Annotated in this window: 20 protein-coding genes; 14 read left to right on the top strand and 6 right to left on the bottom strand. The window is 51.0% G+C overall.

What is annotated here, in order from left to right:
- Positions 1-248: 248 nt before the first annotated feature.
- Together LKK83_RS06465 and LKK83_RS06460 are read left to right on the top strand one after the other, a co-directional pair.
- Positions 249-731 (top strand): 2TM domain-containing protein, encoded by a 483-nt coding sequence (locus LKK83_RS06465; protein ID WP_324630145.1) that lies wholly within the window; start codon positions 249-251, stop codon positions 729-731.
- Between the two features lie 305 nt (positions 732-1,036).
- The gene (locus LKK83_RS06460; RefSeq protein WP_324630144.1) at positions 1,037-2,521 is read left to right on the top strand and encodes an O-antigen ligase family protein; all 1,485 of its coding nucleotides are present in this window, start codon (positions 1,037-1,039) and stop codon (positions 2,519-2,521) included.
- 59 nt (positions 2,522-2,580) lie between these two features.
- On the opposite strand, the gene LKK83_RS06455 is transcribed toward LKK83_RS06460, so the two are convergent.
- The 3 genes from LKK83_RS06455 to LKK83_RS06445 form a co-directional block, all read right to left on the bottom strand.
- Positions 2,581-5,283, bottom strand: a complete 2,703-nt coding sequence (locus tag LKK83_RS06455; RefSeq protein ID WP_324630143.1) for an AAA-like domain-containing protein — start codon at positions 5,281-5,283, stop codon at positions 2,581-2,583.
- Between the two features lie 30 nt (positions 5,284-5,313).
- Positions 5,314-7,443 (bottom strand): AAA-like domain-containing protein, encoded by a 2,130-nt coding sequence (locus LKK83_RS06450; RefSeq protein ID WP_324630142.1) that lies wholly within the window; start codon positions 7,441-7,443, stop codon positions 5,314-5,316.
- A 588-nt stretch (positions 7,444-8,031) separates the two neighbouring features.
- A complete protein-coding gene (locus LKK83_RS06445) occupies positions 8,032-8,211 on the bottom strand; it encodes a hypothetical protein (protein WP_324630141.1) in 180 nt (59 codons plus the stop codon).
- A gap of 180 nt (positions 8,212-8,391) precedes the next feature.
- Here LKK83_RS06445 and LKK83_RS06440 point away from each other — a divergent pair, with 180 nt between their 5' ends.
- Positions 8,392-9,318, top strand: a complete 927-nt coding sequence (locus tag LKK83_RS06440; RefSeq protein ID WP_324630140.1) for a C69 family dipeptidase — start codon at positions 8,392-8,394, stop codon at positions 9,316-9,318.
- Positions 9,319-9,567: 249 nt separating this feature from the next.
- Positions 9,568-9,861 carry a hypothetical protein gene (locus LKK83_RS06435; RefSeq protein ID WP_324630138.1) on the top strand — a complete coding sequence of 98 codons (294 nt, stop codon included), beginning with the start codon at positions 9,568-9,570 and terminating at the stop codon, positions 9,859-9,861.
- 113 nt (positions 9,862-9,974) lie between these two features.
- Here the strand turns inward: LKK83_RS06435 and LKK83_RS06430 are convergent, their stop codons facing one another.
- Complete coding sequence (locus LKK83_RS06430; protein WP_324630136.1) at positions 9,975-10,475, bottom strand: HXXEE domain-containing protein; 501 nt, start codon at positions 10,473-10,475, stop codon at positions 9,975-9,977.
- 163 nt (positions 10,476-10,638) lie between these two features.
- On the opposite strand from LKK83_RS06430, the gene LKK83_RS06425 reads away from it, so the two are divergent.
- The 4 genes from LKK83_RS06425 to LKK83_RS06410 all read left to right on the top strand — a co-directional run bounded on the left by LKK83_RS06425 (position 10,639) and on the right by LKK83_RS06410 (position 14,838).
- Positions 10,639-11,184, top strand: coding sequence for a hypothetical protein (locus tag LKK83_RS06425; RefSeq protein ID WP_324630135.1), 546 nt, complete (start codon positions 10,639-10,641; stop codon positions 11,182-11,184).
- Positions 11,185-11,382: 198 nt separating this feature from the next.
- The gene (locus LKK83_RS06420) at positions 11,383-12,459 is read left to right on the top strand and encodes a glutathione S-transferase family protein (protein WP_442957288.1); all 1,077 of its coding nucleotides are present in this window, start codon (positions 11,383-11,385) and stop codon (positions 12,457-12,459) included.
- A gap of 122 nt (positions 12,460-12,581) precedes the next feature.
- Positions 12,582-13,535, top strand: a complete 954-nt coding sequence (locus LKK83_RS06415; protein WP_324630134.1) for an alpha/beta hydrolase — start codon at positions 12,582-12,584, stop codon at positions 13,533-13,535.
- Positions 13,536-13,749: 214 nt separating this feature from the next.
- Positions 13,750-14,838, top strand: a complete 1,089-nt coding sequence (locus LKK83_RS06410) for an alkaline phosphatase (RefSeq protein WP_324630133.1) — start codon at positions 13,750-13,752, stop codon at positions 14,836-14,838.
- 21 nt (positions 14,839-14,859) lie between these two features.
- On the opposite strand, the gene LKK83_RS06405 is transcribed toward LKK83_RS06410, so the two are convergent.
- Positions 14,860-15,414, bottom strand: coding sequence for an HAD-IIIA family hydrolase (locus tag LKK83_RS06405; protein ID WP_324630132.1), 555 nt, complete (start codon positions 15,412-15,414; stop codon positions 14,860-14,862).
- A gap of 1,177 nt (positions 15,415-16,591) precedes the next feature.
- Here LKK83_RS06405 and LKK83_RS06400 point away from each other — a divergent pair.
- Positions 16,592-17,074, top strand: a complete 483-nt coding sequence (locus LKK83_RS06400; protein WP_324630131.1) for a hypothetical protein — start codon at positions 16,592-16,594, stop codon at positions 17,072-17,074.
- Positions 17,075-17,164: 90 nt separating this feature from the next.
- On the opposite strand, the gene LKK83_RS06395 is transcribed toward LKK83_RS06400, so the two are convergent.
- Positions 17,165-17,323, bottom strand: coding sequence for a hypothetical protein (locus LKK83_RS06395; protein ID WP_324630130.1), 159 nt, complete (start codon positions 17,321-17,323; stop codon positions 17,165-17,167).
- 208 nt (positions 17,324-17,531) lie between these two features.
- Between LKK83_RS06395 and LKK83_RS06390 the strand changes: the two genes are divergently transcribed.
- From LKK83_RS06390 to LKK83_RS06370, 5 genes are all read left to right on the top strand, one after another.
- On the top strand, positions 17,532-18,137 hold the full coding sequence (locus LKK83_RS06390) for a sigma-70 family RNA polymerase sigma factor (RefSeq protein ID WP_324630129.1): 606 nt from the start codon (positions 17,532-17,534) through the stop codon (positions 18,135-18,137).
- On the top strand, positions 18,134-18,481 hold the full coding sequence (locus tag LKK83_RS06385) for a hypothetical protein (protein ID WP_324630128.1): 348 nt from the start codon (positions 18,134-18,136) through the stop codon (positions 18,479-18,481). The genes LKK83_RS06390 and LKK83_RS06385 overlap by 4 nt, the downstream gene beginning before the upstream one ends.
- Positions 18,482-18,622: 141 nt before the next feature.
- Positions 18,623-19,192 (top strand): Spy/CpxP family protein refolding chaperone, encoded by a 570-nt coding sequence (locus tag LKK83_RS06380; RefSeq protein WP_324630127.1) that lies wholly within the window; start codon positions 18,623-18,625, stop codon positions 19,190-19,192.
- Between the two features lie 247 nt (positions 19,193-19,439).
- Complete coding sequence (locus LKK83_RS06375) at positions 19,440-20,111, top strand: YqiA/YcfP family alpha/beta fold hydrolase (RefSeq protein WP_324630125.1); 672 nt, start codon at positions 19,440-19,442, stop codon at positions 20,109-20,111.
- Between the two features lie 1,060 nt (positions 20,112-21,171).
- The coding region (locus tag LKK83_RS06370) for a DUF4114 domain-containing protein (protein ID WP_324630123.1) at positions 21,172-22,885 on the top strand (1,714 nt) is incomplete at its 3' end.

Raw genomic sequence — 22,885 nt, 5'->3', positions numbered from 1 at the left:
TCCATACTCCGGGCGTTTCTAGGGCGGATTCCCGTATCCCAACGGGCGATCGCGGCTTCGCCACTATGCTCGACAGCGGCGTTACCTTACATTATTTTTCCCCACTCTCTTGCCTTTCCATCGGGGAGAGTCACCCGTACACCATCAATCTGACTTTTCTCCTCGAACGGGTTACAATAGAATAAACAAATGACAGTAGAGTTTTTCTACTGTTTAAAATCTATCGGTATTTTATTAAGTAACGAACAATGGCCGACTATTACGCACAAGAAGATGTCCAGCAAATTTTGCATTTAGCGATCGCTCGCAAAACCGATAAGGGCGAATTCTCCCGCTCTCAATTGGTGGAAATGGCCAATGAATTAGGCATTTCTTCCGATCGTCTCGCCGAAGCAGAACACGAGTGGCTCGCCCATCACGGGGAGTTTAAGGAACGGCAAGCATTCGATACCTTCCGCAGCACGAGATTGAAAAACAATGTCATTCGCTATGCAATCGTTAATTCCTTCTTGGTGCTGTTGAACCTCGCCACAGCTCACGCCCTTACTTGGTCTTTGCCGATTGTTTTCTTGTGGGGGTTGTTCCTGGCCCTCAAGGTTTGGAGAACTTACGAGCTTAAGGGCGAAGATTACGAGAAGGCATTTGCGTCTTGGCGCTTGAAGCAGCAAATCGGAAACTCTATCAATACCACCTTGACCAAGTGGCTCAAGCCCCAAGAAGGAAGTGTATAGGTCTCCCGTTGAAAAAAGGGCTTGATGAGCTAAATTTTCTCGTAGGCTGGCTACAAACCAGCCTATTTTTTAATGGTTATAACCTCATCAAAAGCGTTAACTCGTTCCCAGGCTCCTGCCTGGGAACGAGTTAAACGAGTTCACGAGTGAAAACCTGCTTGCTTATTTTGCCTAAGTGCTTAGGGCACCAATGCCTAAAAAACTATCCCTCAGACCCGATCGCCTATGGATACTCCTCTAGCAGCGACAAGCGCTTGACTAACGTCAGCAAACCGGGTGAAAGGGGTGGTTAAAGGGAGCTTACAATGCATAAGAACATTGAGCCAACGATAGCAAAAATGCCGGATAAAAAACTGATAGCATGGTTCGGAATAATTGGAGGAATTAGCCTAATCGTCGCGTTCCTCTATCCCCAATTCGGATTATTAACGCTGACCTCCCTCACGGTCATCAGTTTAGCCTATCGCTATCCGCGCGCCGGCGTGTGGGCAATGCTGATTTACATGCCCTTTGCGGGAACTGTCACCTATGGCATCGGTGGGGGAAATATGCTGTGGCGTTGGATGGTTGATTTTTTCTACATTCCGGCGGCGATCGCCTTATTTTTGCGGAATTTTCAGCAGGGAAAATCCCTCCCCCATCCAAAAGTTTTGATGCTGCCTCTCGGACTGTTGCTGGCTACTTGTTTGCTCACTCTGCTGTCGGTGAATGGGTGGCAACAATTCGTCGAACCTCTGGCGGAAAACGAGCAACCGTTAATGATGGGACTCATGGGGGGAAAAGCGCTGTTGGGATACTGTCCCCTGATGGTTTGTGCCTACTGGTTGATGCGCGATCGCCGCGACTTTTTGTTTCTAACCCGCTTGCTTCTAATTCTCGCGATCGTCTGCTGCACTCTCAGCTTTATTCAGTATGGAATGCTGCGCGCCGGAGTGTGCCAAAATACCAACGAATTGGCGGGAGAAGACTTATTTCGCGCCTCCTTAGATGCCCGCTGTTTTGTCGGCGGCGCGCTGTTTTACAGTCCCCAGCACAACGCGATCGACTTACCCGGTACGTTTCTAAACCCCATTACTTGGGCGTGGTTTCTGATTTCTACGGCATTTTTTAGCTTTGCCTCTACACTCAGCGAACCGTCAAAACTCTGGCGAATCATTGGCATCGGAACGATTATTTGTATCTTTATTGCCACTCTTTTATCCGGTCAGGGAGTGGCCCTGATTTTGGTTCCCACTGCATGGATTATTTTGCTGGCGGTGACGTTAAGCACTGCCAAACGGGCGATCGCCGTGGGCGCGGTTATCGCCCTGATGTTCGCAATCGCGTTGGCGATCGCCCCCGATTTTTTTCAAGCCCGCGTGGAAAGTTTAATCGGGCGCTGGCAATATGCCCCACCCCCTCAATGGCTTTACGAGCAGTTTAATTGGATCGTTCAAGAGAATATTGGATTGCTGGGTCAAGGATTGGGTCGCGCCACCAATTCTGCGCGCATCTTTGGGGCGACAAGATTGATAGAATCCTACCACGGTAAATTACTTTATGAAATCGGACCGTTGGGCATACTGGCGTTTTTGTCCTGGATTTTTGCCCTTCTCTATCTTACCTTTAAATCGTGGTATTCTTTGCGCGATGAAAGATGGCGCAGTTATGGCATCTGTTTCTGGATTTTTCTGGTTGTAATCACCGTTTTTCCCTTCTACAATCCCCTGCGTATAACACCGATAAACATCCTTTACTGGTTCTTTGTCGGCGTGTTGCTGAAATTACCCAAATTGGAAGGAGAGATATAATGTGAAAAAACCCTGGGTCAGGGTAGGGCTAAATCCGGACCGAGCTGCTCCTACGCGGGCTAAGGAGTGAGAGAGGTGGGTTGCGCCTCGGGGCAGAGTTGGGTGAGTGCATCGCGGGAAAGGTCGGTTTGGCCGAGCGCGGCACATCCGCGATCGAGCAGTGCGTTTAATCCGTGAATTTGCCACAGTTGCACCGTGCCATCTTTGGCGAGGGTGACGAGTTGAGGGGGATCGGCGGCGGAATACGGGGGGGGAAAGGCGAGACTGTTAATGTGCGAGTGAGAGTATTCTGCCAGCAGGTTGCCTTCGCGGTCCCACACCTTCGCCGTGCCCTCGGAACCGGCTGTGGCCAGCCATTCGCTGTCTGGACTGAAGCTGACGCGATAGACTTCTCCTTCATGGGCTTTCCATTGCGATCGCTGCTTTGGCGATCGGTTCCACCAGAGGCGCAGGGTGCCATCCGCTCCCCCAGTGGCGATAAATTGACTGTTGCTGCTGAAACTCGCGCTGTGGATCGGGCCTTGATGTCCGGTCCACTGATAGATCGGTTCGCCATTGCGCTTCCACAGTCGCGCCATGCCATCGTCTCCAGCACTCACAATGTATTGTCCGTCGGGACTGAAACGAACGGTTCGCACGCTGGCTTTGTGCGCGATCGCTTCTACTTCGCTTTCCCCGGAAATCCGCCAGATTCGCAGGGTGCCATCGGCTCCCCCGGTGACCAAATGCTGGCGATCGCGGCCAAAACTCACACTATATATTTCTCCGGCATGCCCTTTCAACTCGCTTACCGGTTCCCCCTCAATGGTCCACACGCGGGCGGTTCCGTCAGCGCTAGCGGTGGCGAGGTACTTGCGATCGGGGCTAAAGGCGACTTCGTAAATCGGCGCTTGATGGGCGCGAAACTGCCCGATCGCCTCCCCACCCAAGGTCCACAATCTCACAATGCCATCGCGTCCCCCAGTCGCCAGCATCCCCGCCTCGGTGACTCTGGGGGCGAAACTGAGGCTCGAGAGGGGCGTAGAATTGGCAATCAGGGGCGCGGGGGTCGGTTCGATGCGATCGAGCATTTTCTGCAAGCTCAACAGGGGGGCGATCGCCGGATACGCCTGTAGGGGCAAGTTTGTGCCCGCTAAGGCTTTCAATTCTCGCCCCTGCTGTATCGCCGCTATTAAAGCGTCCAATTTTGCTCCCCCTGCTTCAAATTCTCGCCAAGTCATCACCCCCGATCGCTCCAGTCGGGTGGCAGATTTTAGCAGTTTTTGCGAGTATTTTAGGGTGCGATCGGTCCAGACAATTAATACCGCCGCCAACAATGCAGCGATCGTCAGTCCCACCAGTCCCCAGCGCAACCGTTGAATCGCTTTTTGTTGCGCTTGCGCTAACAGTTGATTGGCTTTTTTTTCTGCTTCTAACGCCTTTTTTACCCGATCCGCTTCCAACGCTTGGCGTTTGGCTTCTAATTCTTTTTGCGCTTCTTGCAGTTCTAATTCTTGACTGGCGGCTAAAAATTCATAGTCGCGATCGCTCAAATTTTTTCCTTTCGACCACTCCCGGGCATTTTGCAGGGCTTTTCCGCGCAATAGGCGGGATTCATCCGAGCGATCGCTGGCTAACCAAGCGGCGATCGCTTCCGAGTAGGGACGCAAATTTCCTAACTGCTTTTCCACCCAGTCGCGATTGAAAATTGCCCCATAAATCGGATTGGAAACTCGCAGCACTCCGTCGCGGCGCACCACCAATCCCGATAGCCGCAAGGTCATGTGTTCCGTACTATCATCGGCTTTAATTTCCTGCTGTTGTAAGATTTGCTGATACACCCCAAGTAACTGTGCGGCGCGCTGTTCGTTTCGCAGCAGGCGATCGCGAATGGTTTTCAAATGTTCTGGCTCATCCTGCGCTTCCCAATTCTCGATGATTCGCGATCGCACCAACTGCGCCACCCACTCCCCCGGATGGTCAATTTTGCTGCTTTCCCCAGAACCAGATTGGGCATTTCCCAATACAATTTTACAGACTTTTTGGGTTAAAAAAGGCTGCCCGCCGGTCCAGTGCAAAATTGCCGCTAGCACCTCCGGCGCAGGGTCGATTTTCTCCGCCAATCCGGGAACTAAGGGCCAGGCTTCTTCGGTTTTAAACCCAAATAATTCGATAGCGCGACCGATATTAAACGGGGTGCGGGTTTTGTCTTGAATTAAATCCGAAGGGGTAGCGACGCCTAACAAACTAAAGGTTAAGCGTTGATACGCCGGGTGGTCTACTCGCTGATTGTAACAGGCGCGAATTAAGGCAAAAAAATCATCAATGGCGAAGTTTAAGCTGAGAATGCTGTCGATTTCATCGATGAAAATCACGATGGGTTGGGAAATCGAAGCTAATACCACGGTTTCGAGAAATTCGCTCAAGCGCTGAATCGGGGTGAGGGAGTCGCGATCGCGCCACCAGCGGCGTACATTGACCGTTTGGGAGAGGTTTAAACTACTCCAAATATTTCGCACCATTCCCGCATACCACTGCTCGAGGGTCACCTGCTGGGAACCGATGCGGGTGAGGTCGATTGCTACGCAAGCATATCCCTCAGCTTCCAGTCGTTGCATGGTTCTCACCCGCAGGGAAGATTTGCCCATTTGGCGGGAATTGAGTACGTAGCAAAATTCGCCTTTTTTTAACCCTTGAAACAGGTCTTCATCCGCCTGACGCCGCACGTAAGTGGATGCATTAACGGGCAGGGAACCGCCAACTTGATACTCGGATTGTGTCATGGTCGCCTCGGTTTTTGCTGATGGTTTGCCTTAACTGTGGGTCTGCTGCGCCTCGCTATAATCGAGGCGATCGCGGAAATATTGCCGATACAAATCGCAGCGCGGCGTTACGTCATTTCCTTGCAGATGCACTAATCCCATGCTATGCAGTTTAAATGCAGTGGTGGCTTCTAAGCGCATCGGCGCGTACCCCGCACTGACGACTTTTTCCATTGCAGCGGCTAACTCCGGATGCTGTTTTAAATTCCACAAATGCCGTCGCAAATGGTCCCCGTAGAGTCCGGCTTCGGTGGGGCAATTTTGCAACAAATCGGTGAGGTTTGTATCTTGGCGGGCAATGTGATAAAGCGCCAACCGAACTAAATAGGGATGCCCGCCTACCATTGCCATTAATTGCGAAGTTTGGTTGGCTTGCCAATCCAGTCCGTGCAATCGGGCTAATTCATAAACCTGCTGCGGGGTAAATTCGGGCAATTCTATCGGCAATCCTACATTAAACGGGGATTGGTTGATATCCATCGGCACGTAAACTTCCGTGGAATGAACCACGACTAAGCGGAGTTTTTTCCAAATGTCGCGGTTTTTGGCGTCTTCATGCCACGCGCGCAATAACCCAAAAAAATCGGCAGCAATTTCGGGATGTTGAAAGATGCAATCTACTTCATCTAAACCCAGGGCGAGGGGGGTGGAAATATTTTCCAGGAGATATTCTTCAAAATAGGCGGTGCAGTTATCTTTGCTGCCAAAAATTTCGTCCCAATAGTCGTTTAATTGGTTGGGTAAACGCAGGCGACGCCCCACGCTGGCACAAAACCACTTTAAAAATCGGTCTAGGTCGCTGAAAACTTTGCCATCGGCAAGTTGAAAGCTTAAGGGTACTGTGCGATAGCCTTCTTTGGCTGCATGATGCAAAATTCTCGCCATGAGGGAGGTTTTTCCCATTTGTCGCGGCGCTTTAATTCGGATTAAGGAACCGGGTTGAATTATGGTTTCGTAACAGCGCGCTTCGATGGGAGGGCGATCGATATAAAAGACTGAGGCTAAATCTACTTGCCCTTCGGGTAATTCGGGAACCGCTACGGGCATGGGGGGTTTGTCTAAACTGTCCCAGGTTTGCGGGGTTACGGGTCGGATTTCTTCGGTGGTTTCTGGGGTTGCGCCGGCGGCGAGAAGCTGCAGCACTTCTTCGATTAAGTTGGGGGTGTCTTTGGGGGAATTCCACTGGCGCTGCTGGATGCGATCGAGGTATCCGCGCAGGTTGTAATTTAGGGGAGAATCTAGGGAAAAGTTAACCCGAATAGGGAGAATTGTGGGTTGGTTGGTGTTGCGAGTGTCTCGCAGTTGTTTGGCGCGCCTCACTTCTTCGGTGACCATTTCGCTGGTGGCGGATTTTTCGGACAAAAGCAGCAATAAGTAATCGCAGGTTTGCAGTTCTCGATCGATGCGCGAGGCCCAATGTTCGCCGATTTTAATGCTTTCGCCAGCCATAAAGGTGTGATGTCCGGCGGCGGCTAAGGCTTGGGAAAATTCTTGGGCGAGGGCGCGATCGGGGTCTTGGGCGCGATAGGATATGAATACGTTTTGAGTGAGGGTGGCTTTGGAAGAAGCGGGGGGTAATATTTGGTAAACGGGAACCGATTCGGTAATGCCTTTGAGATTTCTCAACCCTAGGTAGGTGACGCTCATGTTTAAGCGATTTTTTACTACGTCGTAGACGGTTTGGGATAGGCAAATTCCCCCCGGCGTGGCTAAGGTTTGCAGTCGCGCCGCCATGTTGACGCCATTGCCCATCACGTCGGTCCCGTTGAAGTAAACATCGCCTAAGTGAATGCCGATTCGATGTTTGAGTATGTCGCGATCGCTTAATTTTTCTGCCGCACAAATCAGTTGTTTTTGGATCTCAATGGCGCTTTTTACGGCTTTCTCTGCACTGACGAAATACATTAACAATCCATCGCCTAAAGATTTGAGGACCTGCCCCTCAAATTCTTGGCAATATTTGTTCATTAAATCGAAATCCCGCTGGATTAAACTCAGGGTATGGGTTTCATCCGCTGCCATTTTTGGGGTAAAGGACTCTACGTCGGTAAAAACAATGGCCGCCAGAGCACTTTCTCCTCTCAGGGTGGGGGACATGGCTGATTTTTCTGTGGGATCCATAGGCGAGTGTCTTCCGTGTTCCGGACTATTATCGACGATTGTAGCGCCTCGATTTTACTCCCTGTTTGCCGCTTTCTGGCAGAGGTTAAGGTAAGATTAATTTTTGGGGGGTGGCACTCCCGTTCCCGTTTTCACTGGAGTTCCCGAAACTCCCCCTACCGCGATCGGGTTTACCTGCATTTTGTTGGTAATTTGTAATTTATTGGGGCAAAGAACAGTATATTTAGGCGGGGGATTGAAATCGCGCCTGGGCAAGTTAAGTTCGCCTACGCGGACTAATTGTGTTTGTCAGAAGTATATGTGAGGCAACGAGGTTATACTATATGAGCCCACTCGGTTAACTCGGTTGCTGAGGGGGTGAAGGGAATGGAGGTGGCGCGATCGAGCTTGGTCATAAAAAAAACCCCTTCGCGTGAAGGGGAGTTTTGTTGTTACAGGGAGTGCAGACAAATCTTTGGCTGCTATGTTTCACTGTAGCGAGACCCTGTGACATCACCATGACATTTCTATGAAGTTGCAATGACAAAATAGCGCGATCGCCGCTATTGCTCCCTCGGAATCGCGAATGTCTCCTTCCCTATCAACCGCTTAAGCGCGATCGGCATCGGAAATGCCCAACACTTTCGAGCAACTCGGACAAAAAAAGATTAACTTGCGAGAGGCTAACCAACTGGTTGCAAAAAGGTCTTTAAATTTCACCTCCATGATTTTTGCCTCACAGTGAGGACATGTCGGATAGTCCGACTCCTCCGCCTTTACATATTTCATTCCAACCCGCTCCTGCAATTTTGCATTCAATCTAGCGCGATAATGGCCGCGCGTCAAGACCGCAAACCCTGCCTAAATTCCCGCCGAATCCAAAACCGCGAGAGTGGTTCCGGGATGCTCCTCACTGGGGGAAATTTATGACAAAATAAAATAACCCACCCATCTGTAGGAGAATCTGTTATGTGCGATACCTTTGTGGCGTTACCCGATGCCACCGTCAACGGAGATGTTATCTTCGGGAAAAACAGCGATCGCCCCGCCGGAGAAATTCAAGAAGTTATCGTCATTCCCGCCACCACCCACTCCGACCCTTGGGTGAACTGCACCTATCTCAAAATTCCGCAAGTGGAAACAACCCATGCGGTAATTCTTTCCCAACCGCGCTGGATGTGGGGGGCGGAAATGGGCGCGAATGAATGTGGCGTCGCGATTGGAAACGAAGCGGTTTGGACCGTGGAACCCTACGAAAATAGCGGACTGCTGGGCATGGATTTAGTCCGCTTAGGATTAGAACGCGGCGAAACCGCTTTTGCGGCGCTCGAAGTCATCACCGACTTGCTGGAAAAATACGGTCAAGGGGGCAATTGTGCCGAAGATTTCGCCATGAATTATCACAATTCTTTTCTCATTGCCGATAAAGATGAAGCCTGGGTATTAGAAACGGCGGGACAATATTGGGTGGCGCAACGAGTCACCGAAAAAACGCGATCGATTTCTAACGCTTTGAGCATCAGAAATGCGGGAGACTTGCGTCATCCCGAGGTAATTTCCCATGCTATTGACAGCGGATGGTGCCGCGATCGCGCCGAGTTTGATTTTGCCAAACTCTTTTCTGCGGGAGGCGTGAGCGACTCTTTGTCCCCCCATTCCCGCGAAGGGCGCGTCAGACTGTTGTGCCAGCGTCACCAAGGTCAATTTACCCTGGAAACGGCCCAGGGGATTTTGTGCGACCATGAAGGGAATATTTGCATGCATGGCGCATTTGAAAGCGCCGGTTCGCAAGTGTCTTCTCTCAACGCACAGGGCGGCGAACATTGGTTTATCGAACAGCCGTTTCCCTGTCAGCAAACCTATCGCCAAAAACAGTTTGCCTTGGTGGAAGCCTGAAGGCAACCCCCGAGGGGGAAAACCGATTGCGGGTCTCCCCTGGGGTCAGGATGCGTGGGGCGCGCCCCAGGGGGGCAATCTCGCCGCAAATTATAATCCCGCCAGAGAACCTCTGACGGGATGGGATTAATAAGGATTTACTGAAAAGACCTTTGGCGGTCTGTTTTATCTGCACCACAGTGGGTGCGGTAAGTTATGCTTCTACTGTAGCGGACCTTTTGAGAAAAAACTGTCAATCTTGCGACAGAATTGCCACTCTATCTTTCGGAATATTTGCCGAGTGAAGCTAGGGGTATTGAGGGATACCCTCGCCCCTTGCCCGCAAAGAAAAAGCGATCGCCACCACGCGATCGCCAGATAACGGAGTTTTCCTATACCCAAATGTACTACTGTTGCCTCAAAACAGCATCAACCGTGCTGTTGAGAGAGTTCCTCTCGCCTCTGCGCCCCGCGATCGTCACATCGGAGACCTTGATGGGCGCTCATCGAACTCGTGGCGGTGGATCCGCCACTGCAGAAGCTTGGGGAACTTTCTCAGTTTAGTCTAGACACTGCCACTCAACCACCGCGCCGTTGCTGTGCCACTCTGGCAATTGGTCTGGCGAATTAATCATTATAGATTTCAGGTGGTCAATGCCTACCCTCCGACGGTTATTTTATTTAGTGAATAATTGCAAATTCTCAATTCCCTTGCCGACCTTAAATAATCCCTGAATTAATGCAACTAGGGTTAAAGCCACAAGTATAGCGACGATGGCTAAGGGTTTTAATTCCACATAATTTTCGGTAACTGCACGATATAACAAAGTGGCAGTAATCGGCAGATTCAACAACAGCGCGGTTGCCAAACCGGGCATATATTGGCGGAAACGGGCAGTGGCGATCGCGTGGGGAAAAAACACATTTACCAACATGGCAAACCCATACCCTGCCAGCAAATAAGCCCCGAGACTGCCTTTCCCGCCTAAAGCGGATAAATAGGCCAGAAAATAGGCCAGTCCCGTTAAGACGATCGCGGCCAATCGAAAGGGAAATTTCCCCACCGGATGAGGCCATCCACTGAATTTCTGAGACCACTGCGGAAACCACAAGCCTTCCTCAAGATTGTGCAAAGTCACGGCAATCGCAAAAAGCCATTGCAAATTGTTAAAACTCATTGACTTAATCTCCGAATTGGTGTAGTTTAAATTATTCCTTTGAGTTATTCTATCGGCTTTCCAAATCAGGGGTGAAAAGTTGAGAGCTTTCCAACCTTACCCACCCCGTTAACCCCGGGGGGAGGAACCGAAGCGATCGCGTTTTTCCCGCGCACCATAAAATGTGCCAAACCCGGGTTGCGATCGCCCGCCTGCGAACCGTCAAATCGCCACCGGAGAATTACCCACCATGCTTGTACCCCGCGAACAGTTTGCGATTACCACCACCCTGACTCCCGAGGAAGTCCGAGAAAGACTCTCGGAAGTGGTCGAACCGGTTAAACTGGTGAGATGGCGGTGGCAGCGTTCCGAGAAACCCTATCAAGGCGTTGTCAACGAGCGATCGTTTCGCATCAGCCGCATCATCAAATACCGCAATTCCTTTTTGCCCATCATTCACGGGGAAATCCACCGTCATTATACTGGCAGCGAAGTCATCATTCGCATGCAATTGCAGGAATTCGTACTCGTGTTTATGATTGTTTGGCTGGTCGCCGTGGGTGGATTTGGCTTGTTATTTGCCCTCTCCTCGATCGCCGAAGCTCACTTCGACTCCGCCATTTTCATTCCGGTGGGGATGTTCGTTTTCGGCTACCTGCTTAGTACCCTCGCCTTTCTCGCCGAAGCGCGTCATTCTAAAAAATTTTTAATTCGCCTGTTGAGTCGGTGAAGGGTTAGCTCAAGCGGGGAGATGAACCCGCGCCTCTGGTTTCGGGAAAGCGGGCGTGCGGTTTTTGGCCTGCAATTCATCCATTATAATAAAAACCACCGGGGTTACTCAACCCCGATCGCCGGGAATTTCAGCCTGCAAAAGCTCTGAAACTCTCTCGGTTTTCATCCATTCAGTCATCGTTAATTTGCCCCAGTTATGTCACCATCCAATCAGTCTGCACATCCCGATCGCCCAAGCGCCAACGCCCACCGGAAAAAAGGGAAATCCCTGCCATCTAAGTATATCATTCGACTGGGAAAATTTGTCTGGACCACCATGTGGCAGATAATGATGTCGAAAATGGCTCCTCGCGATCGCGACGGATCCTACGTTCGCCCCGCCAGTGAGTTTAGAGGCGCGATCGGAACCGAAGCGGGGAACCCCTTCCCCCCGGAATCCGGGCGCTATCGCTTGTTTGTCGGCTTGGGATGCCCTTGGGCGCATCGCACATTGGTTGTGAGAGCACTCAAGGGTCTCGAAGATGCGATCGCCGTTTCGGTGGTCTCTCCCTCGCCGAATGAGGGCATTTGGGTACTCGATCTCCCGGAACAAGGTTGCCACACCCTTCCGGAACTGTACCAACTGGCACAACCGGGATACAATGGTCGCTGTACCGTGCCGGTACTCTGGGACGATCGGCAACAGGCGATCGTGAATAACGAAAGTGCCGAAATTATCGTTATGCTTAACGCTCAGTTTGACGAATTTGCCACTCACCCAGAACTGGATCTGTACCCGGAATCATTGCGCGAAGACATCGATACCTGGAACGAAAAGATTTACCAGAGTGTCAACAACGGCGTCTATCGCTGCGGCTTCGCACAAACCCAAGCCGCTTACGATAAAGCGTGCGACGAGTTATTCGCCACCTTAGATGAAATCGACGCCGCATTGGCAACCCGTCGCTATCTTTGTGGCAACATACTCACTTTAGCTGATGTGCGGCTGTTTACCACCCTGTTTCGCTTTGATGTGGTATATCACGGACTGTTTAAATGCAATCGGCGGCGGATTCGCGACTACGACAACCTCGGTCCGTATCTGCGCGACTTGTATCAGCAACCGGGAGTAGCCGATACTTGCAATATCGAAAGCGTGAAGCGCGACTACTACGGAAACTTATTTCCGCTCAATCCTGGGGGCATTATTCCCAGCGGCCCGGATGTGACGAACTTGATGGAACCCCACGATCGCGATCGCTTCAGTTCCGGTTCCGTCTTACAACCGCAGTAACTCCCTCTTCGGGTGGGGCGCAGGGTTCCACCCCACCCCTCACCCCAACCGAGGGCTTCACCTGCGGCTGGAATGCGATAGGATTGACTCAAATCTAGAGAAAATCCGAGGGAACTCCCCAGGTGACTCCGAGACCAGACGATTCCAAACCCACACCGAGACAAACCAAGGGCGATCGCGCCGACTTCATCCCCGGCGGTCCGGTCAGCGCTACCGGATCGAACCTTGTGGATCCTATCACCGGCAGACATGCCCTGGACGTCCTCTACGAACAATTTACCAAACCCCCAGTGGATTGGTCCCTCAAATCCAACGACCCTTCCATTTATCTGCGCCATAAACCCGGGCAAATCCTTCGCGGCGGCTATCAAGTGGAAACCGTATTTGAAGACCCTCCCACGGGATTTTATGCCGAAGGTCGCGTTTGCTTGCACCGCAATTTTCCCCCGGTGTTAGTGATTCGGGGATTTGGGTCTTGGTATCCCGTCGATCGCGTGTTGGAAGACACCCCCGATGTGTTCTTTGCCCGACTCGAACGCCAATTCAACTCCACCGAAACCACCGGGGCGATCGCTTGGCTGAAACACTATCGCGATCGTCACCAACCCGCCGATGTCACCGGCGAAAGTTTGGGCGGCAAAATCGCCCAGCAAATCGCCGCGTATTATCCCGATTTAATTCGCTCTACCGTCACCTTTAATCCCTTGGGAATTTCCCCTAAATTAATTGCCAATTCCTCCGCCAACAATGTATTTCATTATTTTACCTTGGGAGAACGCTATGCCTTTTGGGCCAATGGGGGCGATTTCCTTCCCGGCAAATTTTACCAAATTTCCAAACGCGGTCAAAAAAGCTGCCGATATAAACTAGCCGAAGCACTGGTTCGCAAAGCACCGTTTCCCAAAAAAAGGCATATTATTTGTTATCCCTCTTTGTTTATCGTGCGAATTGTCCTGCTTGCTATCTCGCAATTAATTTTGCTAAAACGGCACAACGGACTGATTTTAAATGCGCGCCAACCGGTGGTGATGCAAATCGATCGCAGCCAATTGCCCTCGTCAAGCAACAGCCCATGAAACCGCCCCTGGGTCAGGGGGAGTTTTTGCCACCAAACCCGCCGACATGGGCAAATTCAAAACGGTTTTTCTGCATACCTGATTCTGGATCTTCTGTGGAAAGGATAAGAGGCTGCAAAAATTAAAGATTATTTAAACTTTTGCTTCGCGCAATCCGCCGTTTTTTGGGCATCCTAAAGATACACACCGGGCATTGAAAATCGGAACGCAAACTATGAAAATAACCCTCGGCCAATTTACCCGAAAATCCCTCGCCTTTGCGGTGATTCTGCTGACGCATACCGCCTGCATCCGTTCAACGGGGAGGCCGAAAAATGTCATTTTGTTAATTGGAGATGGCATGGGAGTCGAACAGGTAAAAGCGGCGGGAATGTATGCCAATGGGGAAGCCGGCAGCCTGTCATTTGAGGACTTTCCCTACCAAGCTCAAATGACCACTCATTCCGCATCCCATCAGATAACCGATTCGGCGGCGGGGGGAACCGCGATCGCCACTGGGATGAAAGTCAACAATGAAACGATTAGTATTGCGATTCCCGGGGACAAAACCGAACTGAAAACCTTGTTAGAATACGCGCAAGAACGCGGGAAAAGTACCGGGTTAGTGACCACAACCACTATTACCCATGCGACTCCCGCCGCATTTGGCGCGCACGAAATTTCTCGTTACAACGAAGCGGCGATCGCGAAAGATTATTTAACGCAAACTCGTCCGGAAGTTCTGTTTGGCGGAGTAGCGGAAGGAATGACGCCAACTACCGCAAAAGAAGCGGGTTACAAGGTCATTACCGATGCGCCACAAATGGCGGCGATGGACACCGAAAGCGTCACCCGGGTTTCCGGACAATTTGCCGAGGGTCATCTCCCGTTTGAATTTGACGGACTCGGTTCTGCACCCCATCTTTCAGAGATGACCGCCACGGCGTTAAAGATATTGGATAACGACCCGGATGGGTTATTTTTAATGGTTGAAGGGGGCAGAATCGACCATGCCGGTCATCAGAATAATATCGAACGGAACGTGACCGAAACCGTGGAATTTGCCAAAGCCGTGCAGGTGGCATTTGACTGGGCAAAAGGGAGAAAAGATACTTTAATTATCGTGTTATCCGACCACGAAACTGGCGGATTAAATGTGTTAGAAAATCGGGGAAAGGGAGAATTTCCCCAGGTGTCTTGGTCTACTCCCGGACATACGGCGGATCCGGTGCCGGTTTATGGATGGGGGAAGAATGCCCACTACATTGAGGGAGTTATCGATAATACAGAAATTTTTGCGATCGTGACTGTAACTGTGGAATAGATTGACAGTTTTGGGGGAGAATTAAGCCGTAGGCGAATTGGGCTGGGATAGGTCATCGGCTGCGCCCTGGCGAAAGCGTTGGGCGTCGATAAATGTCACCCCAGCAGCGGTAGCCGCTTCGCAATCTTCGGGTCGATCGCCGGTCATAAAACATGCCGATGGATCGGCATGGTATTCTTTTAAGGCTACCTCTAACATTCCCCATCCCGGCTTGCGAAACGCGGAAGCATAAGTGGCGTTCTCGTAGGATTGAACCCGATAGTGGCTCTTTTGTAACCAAACCTTGTAACAGGTGTGGCCTTTAAAATTGGGACAGAAAAAAATGCAGTCCATTTTCGGGAATAGGTGGAGGAGATAGACCATTTCCTGGATGCAATCTTCCAGGGTTTTATGTCCGGCTTCCACGCCGGCTTGGTTGGTGATGCCCACGATCGCATATCCTCGAGTGGCGACCTGGGCGATCGCTTCCGTGGCCCCCGGTAGGGGACGTTGGTCTTCCGGATGGTTGACATATTGGGCACCGCTGGCAGTTTCGATGAGGGTTCCGTCTTTGTCGGCGAAAAAAATTGGAGTCATACAGGGGAATCAAATTGCAGATTTTAGATATTATGTCATTTTTGGACAATCGCGAGGCGATCGGTTCCTGGCAAGGATTTTGAGCCATCTGCGCCCTAACGCTGAGAGGAATTCAGCCATTTGGCGGAGGATCTGCCTTGACCCCTAACCCCATAATTGCGATAACAAAATACCTTCGCTTGTTTTCACTCCAGTTTCCCAGACTGGGGTTTTTTTTTGGGGTTTCAGTGATTCCACGGAGGGCGTTTTTCTGCGATCGGCCAAATGGCTGAGAGGGATTAAGCCATTTGGCTGATGAGATACCTCAAATCTCTATGCCACGATAAGAGTATCGAGAGAGGGAGAGAACTCGCTAAAGGATAACCCCAGTTATAGTGACTGGGGTTTTTGCTTTGGGGGAATCCGGGCTGTTATTGGCGCGATCGCCCATCGCCAGACAACTCAGCTGCCCGGTCATCGGCGATTTTTATCCTAAAATCGCCTTTCCAGATGGGGTTGATTTGTAGCATATTTTCCCAGCTAAACCAACCGCTTTAACCCGAGAATTCCCAAAGGGAAAAGGCGCATAATTTTCACAAAAAAAACCGCTTCAGAGCGAAGAATTAACGGCCAGTGAAAACCCGTCCTCACCCAGTTGGGGGATGACAAGTGCCTTGGGGTTGAGCCATACTATTAAATAAAAGAAATTTCCTGGCTCTTACCCCCGCACAGGGGGTTTTTATTTCATTGAATTGACTCGTGTAAATTCCCGATTGATAAACAAGCGCAATCTCCCGAGGGGAGGCGCGCCATCCTCAGAAGTCTCGACTGTGGTGCCAGATGAGAACCCCCCAACCCGATGGCGAGCCCCACAATAGCCGAGCCGAACGGGGGAAATCATGGAGAAAAATTTGCGATCGCAGCGCAAAAAGGAATAGATAAATTTTACCCGCACTCGGAAATTTAAGCATCAAAAATTTTGCTGTAGATATTTTAAAATTGCATCATTACTCGGGGGTTAGGAGCGCGGCGATCGGGCGAAGGCGATCGCCTACGAATCTGGAAATTTAACAATAAGCAACCGTCAATCGACTAGATTCACAGAAAGATTGTTCCAGTTTTAGAAAAAACTCCATTTAATATGGACAGTTTGCCCCGTATGAGCCACAATCAATGGACGTACCATGAGAGGCAAATTATGCGAATATTGCTGGGCGGACTGTTGACCAGCTTAGTGTTGTGGGCATTGCCAGTACATGGACAGGTCTCCGACGCCCAGATCGTGGCACTTGTGGAGGCGCTGCGGTTGGCAGCACCCACGACCACCACAGAGGAAGATGGATTGTACAGTCCCTGGAAAATCAAACCCTCGAATATCCCGCGCTGGTCTCGCCTGTGCATTGGCGAGGAACTGACTCCCGAACAATTTGTTGCCGATTTAACCAAAGCGCGCCACATTCTGGTCTGCGTGATGGAGGACGTATTGCGTCGGGAATATCCCCTCAGCGATAACGATGAAGCTTTGGCGGTGCGTCGCGCTGCTGCGTGGTGGGTGGCGGGGGATCCTTCCCTTTACAACGCCGGCGAGATTGCCCTCTATACCCGCAAAGTTCTGGACCTGTACCAGAATCTGCGGGCATACCCGGGGGATTTTGTACCCAACCGCGAAGCAAATAAATAAATAACCGCCAATCCGAAATCCGTCCCCACTCGGCGGCAAAATCTCGGTGGAAATCGCAATCCAGGGTGCCTACTCAGTTAGAATCGAACGCTAAGGGATTTGGCGGATGCGATCGCAGAAGCGATTAGCGATCGCCACTCGCTTCTCATCTCTCTGGCCCGTCTGCGCCTTGCTGGCAATATCGGTTTGCTGGATTTGCACAATCGGGCGCAGATCCTCCCACTCGCCCCTCGCCACTTCACCCCTCATCAGAAGCGGATTGCGGCGAACTCAAAATTTTGAGCGAGAGCATTTGAACCTTTTTTGACCTCCCCCGGTCTAAACCCAGCGACATCAAACAACCTTGAGGGCCACCTCATCGGTGCGATTTTTCTCCGGAAACTCGATCCGGATGCAAAAATGCCCGAGGTTGTGATTCTCCTACCCGATTCCCAGATTGGGTCAAAACTGTATCCCCATGACCACCATTTTAACTGTGCCAGGGAAAGAATCCACAGAGGAGTCATCGGACAAGTGTTTGGTAGAGCGTTGCCAACACGGCGATCGCGAGAGCTTCCGTCATCTGTACCGACGCTATCACAGCAAGGTGCGCTCTACTCTGCATCAGCTATGCGGCGCTTCGTCCCTGGATGACTTGGAGCAAGAAGTGTTTCTGCGCGCCTGGAAAGGGTTGCCGAAACTCAAACAACCGGCTCATTTTTCTACCTGGTTGTACCGCATTAGTTGGAATGTGGCGCAAGATCGCCGACAGGCATTTGCCAAGCAGCGTGAGGAAAAAAGGCGATTGATAGCGGCTATACTACCAAATAGCCACGGCGATCGCCACCCCGCCACTCCCACCCCAGATTTGATGCACTTGCACTATCAAGATTTAGTGCAGCGCGGACTGGAAACCCTCAGTTTCGACCATCGCACGGTGTTGGTATTGCACGATTTGTCCGATCTGCCACAAAAACAAGTGGCCGAAATCGTGGGGGTGCCGGTGGGAACCGTGAAATCGCGTCTGTTCCACGCGCGATCGGCAATGCGGAAATTTTTGCAAACCCAGGGAGTGCAATTATGAACGAACAATCCAGCGATCGCGATCGTCTCGTGGCGTTTCTCCAGCAACATCGCCCCGAACCCCCACCACCGGCAGGGAATTTAGAAGCGCGAATTATGGCAAGCACTGCCAACTCTCTCCCAACCCCGACCACGAAGCCAAAACCCTATCTGTGGTTGCTTCCTCCCGCCCTCGCTGCCGGATTGCTGTTGGTGTGGGGCAGCTATAAAACCCTCGCCCCACCCCCACAAACAGCCACGGAACTGGCTCAAATAGAGGCGTTTATGGAAAATACCTGGGATAACGTTCTTGAAGATGCACCGGAAGGTGAGTGGCTGTTCCCCAATGAGGCGATCGCGGAATAGTCGGCGATCTCTCGCCGTGATTTTCCCCTTGCCTGCCCTCACTCCCCCACTTAAACTCTCGGGGAACTTTTGATTATCATACTCTGTCACGTTTGTCAAGCCCGCTAACCGGGCAAAATTGGAAAAATTGGAGTAAATTTTATGCTTTTACGTCGCGTTGCAATTCTAACCGCTTTAATGCTCGCCCTCAGTGGCGCTGCTGCTTACGCAATTCCACAACCTTTGCCCGAACAAGTGGTGGCGCAACGTCCCGGAAGAGGAAATCGCGGTCCCCAAGGGGGCGAACAACGGTGGATTCAGCAACTCAATCTCACCCCAGAGCAACAACAAGATATTGAAGGCATTCGCGATCGCTACCAAAACCAAATGACCCAGAGACGAGAGCAAATGCAGCAAGCCATGAGCGATTTGCGACAGATGATGAGCGCCAATGCCAGCGATCGCGATTTGCGCTCCAAACATAACGACATCATGCAAATGCGTCAAGAAATGGGCGAAATGCGCTTCGAGCAAATGTTGGCCATCCGCAAGGTTCTCACCCCAGAACAACGCGAACAATTCGCTCAATTCATGCAAGAGCGCCGGTCCAATCGCGGCAACCCCTCGGGAAATCGTCCCGGCAACCGCCCGGGAAATCGTCCCGGTAATGGCGGCGGACTGAACCGTGGCGGCGGTAATTCTCCCATGTTCGATAACGATGACGACTTCTAAATCTGTCTCGTCATTGTCCATTGACTCGTTCAGCGCACATGTGGGAAACGCCAATTCGTAAATTTTTCCTCGGATGCGAGGCGATCGCTCCCCCATGCAGTGGTCAGTCTATCCCATAATTGGCAAGCGCGATCGCCAGTTTTCACCCATCAACAATTTACCTAAAACGTAGGGACAGGGCACTGCCTTGTCCTTACTGCTTTTTTGGGAAATGGTACAATTTTCACCGATGAATCTAGCCAGGAAAATGACTTATATTTATTTGCATGGGTTTGCATCGAGTCCTCACTCTGCTAAAGCAACCTATCTGCGCGATCGCTTTTCCGAACTCGGCATCAACCTCCAGATTCCCGATCTCAATCAAGGGGATTTTTCTCGTCTGACTTTGACGCGACAACTGCAACAAGTCGCTGCCGAATTTCCGCCCCCACCCACACCCGTAACCCTCATCGGATCGAGTTTTGGGGGCTTAACCGCCATGTGGTTAGCCCAGGGGTCTGCCCAAGTTCAACGGTTGATTTTACTGGCTCCTGCTTTTCAATTTCTGGCGTATTGGTTGCCGAAATTGGGAGCACAACAGGTGCGACAGTGGCAGGAAAATAATGCGATCGATGTTTATCATTATGGAGAAGGGCGCAAACTGCCCCTGGAGTATGAGTTTGTCCGCGACGCACAACAGTATCGCGAAGGAGCGCTAACGCGCGAAATTCCTACGTTGATTTTGCATGGAAACGCCGATGAAGTGGTTCCGGTGCAAGCTAGTCGCCATTTTGCCACCTCTCGTCCTTGGGTGAATTTCAGAGAACTCGACAGCGAGCATGGGTTGGGAAATGCGATGCCAGAAATCTGGCAGGCAATTCAAGAATTTTGTCGGTTGGATGGCGTTGAACCTCTGCAATCGGGGGATTCTTTTGTATAATTCACGGGAGGAAAGGCGATTCGATGGGGGTTTTGTTTTTTATACAAACAGAGGCGATCGCTCCCCGACTGATGGGCGCATCTGGGGATGAATTCTTTTAACCCCTTTCTTCCATCCAGCTTTGAATCGCCCGCTCCACATTGGGTTGATTGGCGCGAAACCCTTTCAGAGGCGCTTCTAGCCGCGCATCAGTTTTATAAGCGACTCACCGAGGGGTTTCGACTTAGTATTCGCGCATCGGTAATCCAAACCCCCGTCAGAAACCAGGTTGCCTGAATTACAAATTAACAAGACACAATAAATTCTAGAAACTTCCGGTCTCTTTCTGTAGCGGTTAGAAACGGGATTGCTTCACGGAGGTGGTTCGTCATTAGCAACTCGTTCGAACCACAAGCTCAGATCGAGTGGATCTAATGCTGAACTGAGGCCCTAGGTCGCGATCGTGGGGGGATCCTCCCGGATCCCCCCACGATCGCTTTCCCCATTGCCAATTCCCGCGTCAAAAAACCCAGGCCCACCCGCGTGCTCCCCGACATCCCGTACTTGCTGTCAAAAAAATGACAGGGAAATTTCCGTAGATTTACCGATCGCTTTTTTGGCAAAAGGTTCTTTCCCCCTAAACTCCCTTCATTTTTCCTTAAAACTTCCGCAAATTAACTGATGTTTTCTTGACAATCTATCGGTTAGAACTATAAATAGAGAAAACTCTCGGTTCATCCATAACGTTAACTTAACCTAGGGTTAAGCCAATAACGCAGATAATCGGGGGTAAATCTATCTTCCGAAAAAGGGGTTAAGAGGATAGAAAAATAAAATATTCCCCCAATCAACTCCCAGCAAAGCTGTGGGTGTAGTTGGGGAAATAAATAGCCAAAAATTTTCATGTTTTTTTTGAAAAAAACGGGAACCATAAGTTCTCAAACAAGTCTGAGAAATCAAGCCAGTTTGGCGATTAAAAACCGAGGGCTGACATGAAGCCAATCGGACATCAGGGGATGAGCATCTAAGGCTGAGACAGCCGCTAAGTATGCGAATCGAAAATCAATCAGGGAGACGAATCATGCCAGAAGACAACACTTTCAATCAAACCGATGATGCAGTGGAAACCACCACCAATTCCGAAATTCCGATTAGTGATGACTATGGAGTATTCTTAGTCGGAGAAACGGGACAAGTTACCCTAAATTACCTTTATGATGGCGGGGCATATAAAGGCGAAGTGGCCTTTTTCAGCCTCAAAGACATGGAAGAACTCGAACCGGGTTCGCCAGAATTTATTCAAGAAGCAGCGCGCCGATCGCTCAGCAACAGCGAAGACGGGCATGTGGTAATAAAAGACCCGAGCGAAGGAGCGCAATTTACCGAAGAATTAATCGGCGACTATCATAATACCGATGCGGAAAGCTACGCAGGGCCGAAAGAGTTTTCCATGCGTCCGGGGGATGAATTTGCGGTGATGCTGGTCCCGAACTCCACCGTAGAATCCCTATTAGACAATCCAGAACTCGACGGAGAAAACCGTCCCCTGTTTTCCTTAGCAACCGCGAATCCCGATGATGGATTGCAAATCGGACAGATTGCCGACCTCAGCGGCGAAGGTAGCGCCTTTGCGATGGAAGATTTGCGCGTAGATAATGGTTCGGACAAAGATTATAACGACGTTATCTTCCAAATTCGCGGCGCGATCGGCACAGCAATTCACGTGGATGAGATGATTGCAACCCAGAACGATTGGCGCGACACCGAGGAAGGGGAGCAATTACAAGGCGAAATCGAGGAATTTCTTGCCCCGAGTGTGGTGGAATCCGACGAGTCAGAGGCGGAAGAAGAGAGTGCGGAAGAGACGTTAGAAGACACCGCAGAAGAGACGGAAGAAGACACCGCAGAAGAGCCGATCGCCGATTCAGAAGACATAGAAGGAACCGAAGCAGAAGACGACCTCGCCGGGTCCGAAGACAGTGACACCATCCCCGAAACCGTCGGACCGTTTGATTCCGGATTCTTTGTTGTCGGAAACAGTGGCGAAGTGAATTTCAACTTCCTCTATGACGGTGGCGGATTTAGCAACGGCGAAGTGGCCCTGTTCGATATCGAGGGAATGGAAGAGCTAGAACCGGGGTCGGAAGAATTCATCAAAGAAGCGGCGCGGCGATCGCTCACCGATTCGCAACTCGGTCATGTGGTGATTCGAGACGCCGAAGAAGGAGCGCAGATTTCCGAAGGCATTGGCGACGCCTTTAACGAGGGCGAGTATCAAGGCGTCAAGAGCGTTTCCATGACACCGGGCAGTACGTTTGCGGTGATGCTGGTGCCCAATGGCAAGGTGCAAGATCTGTTTGACAATCCCGGCGCATCCGGTGCCAAACGTCCGCTGTTTTCCCTCTCCACCGCGAATCCCAACGAATTCTTCCATGTGGGACAAGTGGCGGATCTAACGGGACATGGTAGTGCTTTCGTGATGGAAGACTTACGGGTAGATTCCTCCGAAGGTTCCGATAAAGACTATAACGATATCATATTTCAGGTAACGGGAGCCACAGGGTCGGCAATTTCTCTCGATGAATTAGTTGAGGAACAAAGTTTAGATGCGGTTCGCGCGTGGCGCGAGTCGGAAGAAGGTCAGGAGTTCCTCGTGGAAGTCGAACAAGTTATCGCCGAAAGCATCGAGGCACAAGAGGATATCGAAGGGTCGGAAGGCGACGATGATATGGAAGATTCCGACGATGATATGGAAGATTCCGACGATGATATGGAAGATTCCGACGATGATATGG

The organism is Phormidium sp. CCY1219 (genome assembly GCF_035615515.1).
In the GTDB taxonomy this organism is placed as follows: Bacteria; Cyanobacteriota; Cyanobacteriia; order Cyanobacteriales; family Laspinemataceae; genus CCY1219.
Note: the sequence above shows the minus strand (reverse complement) of the source record. Positions and strands in the feature narration are given on the sequence as shown.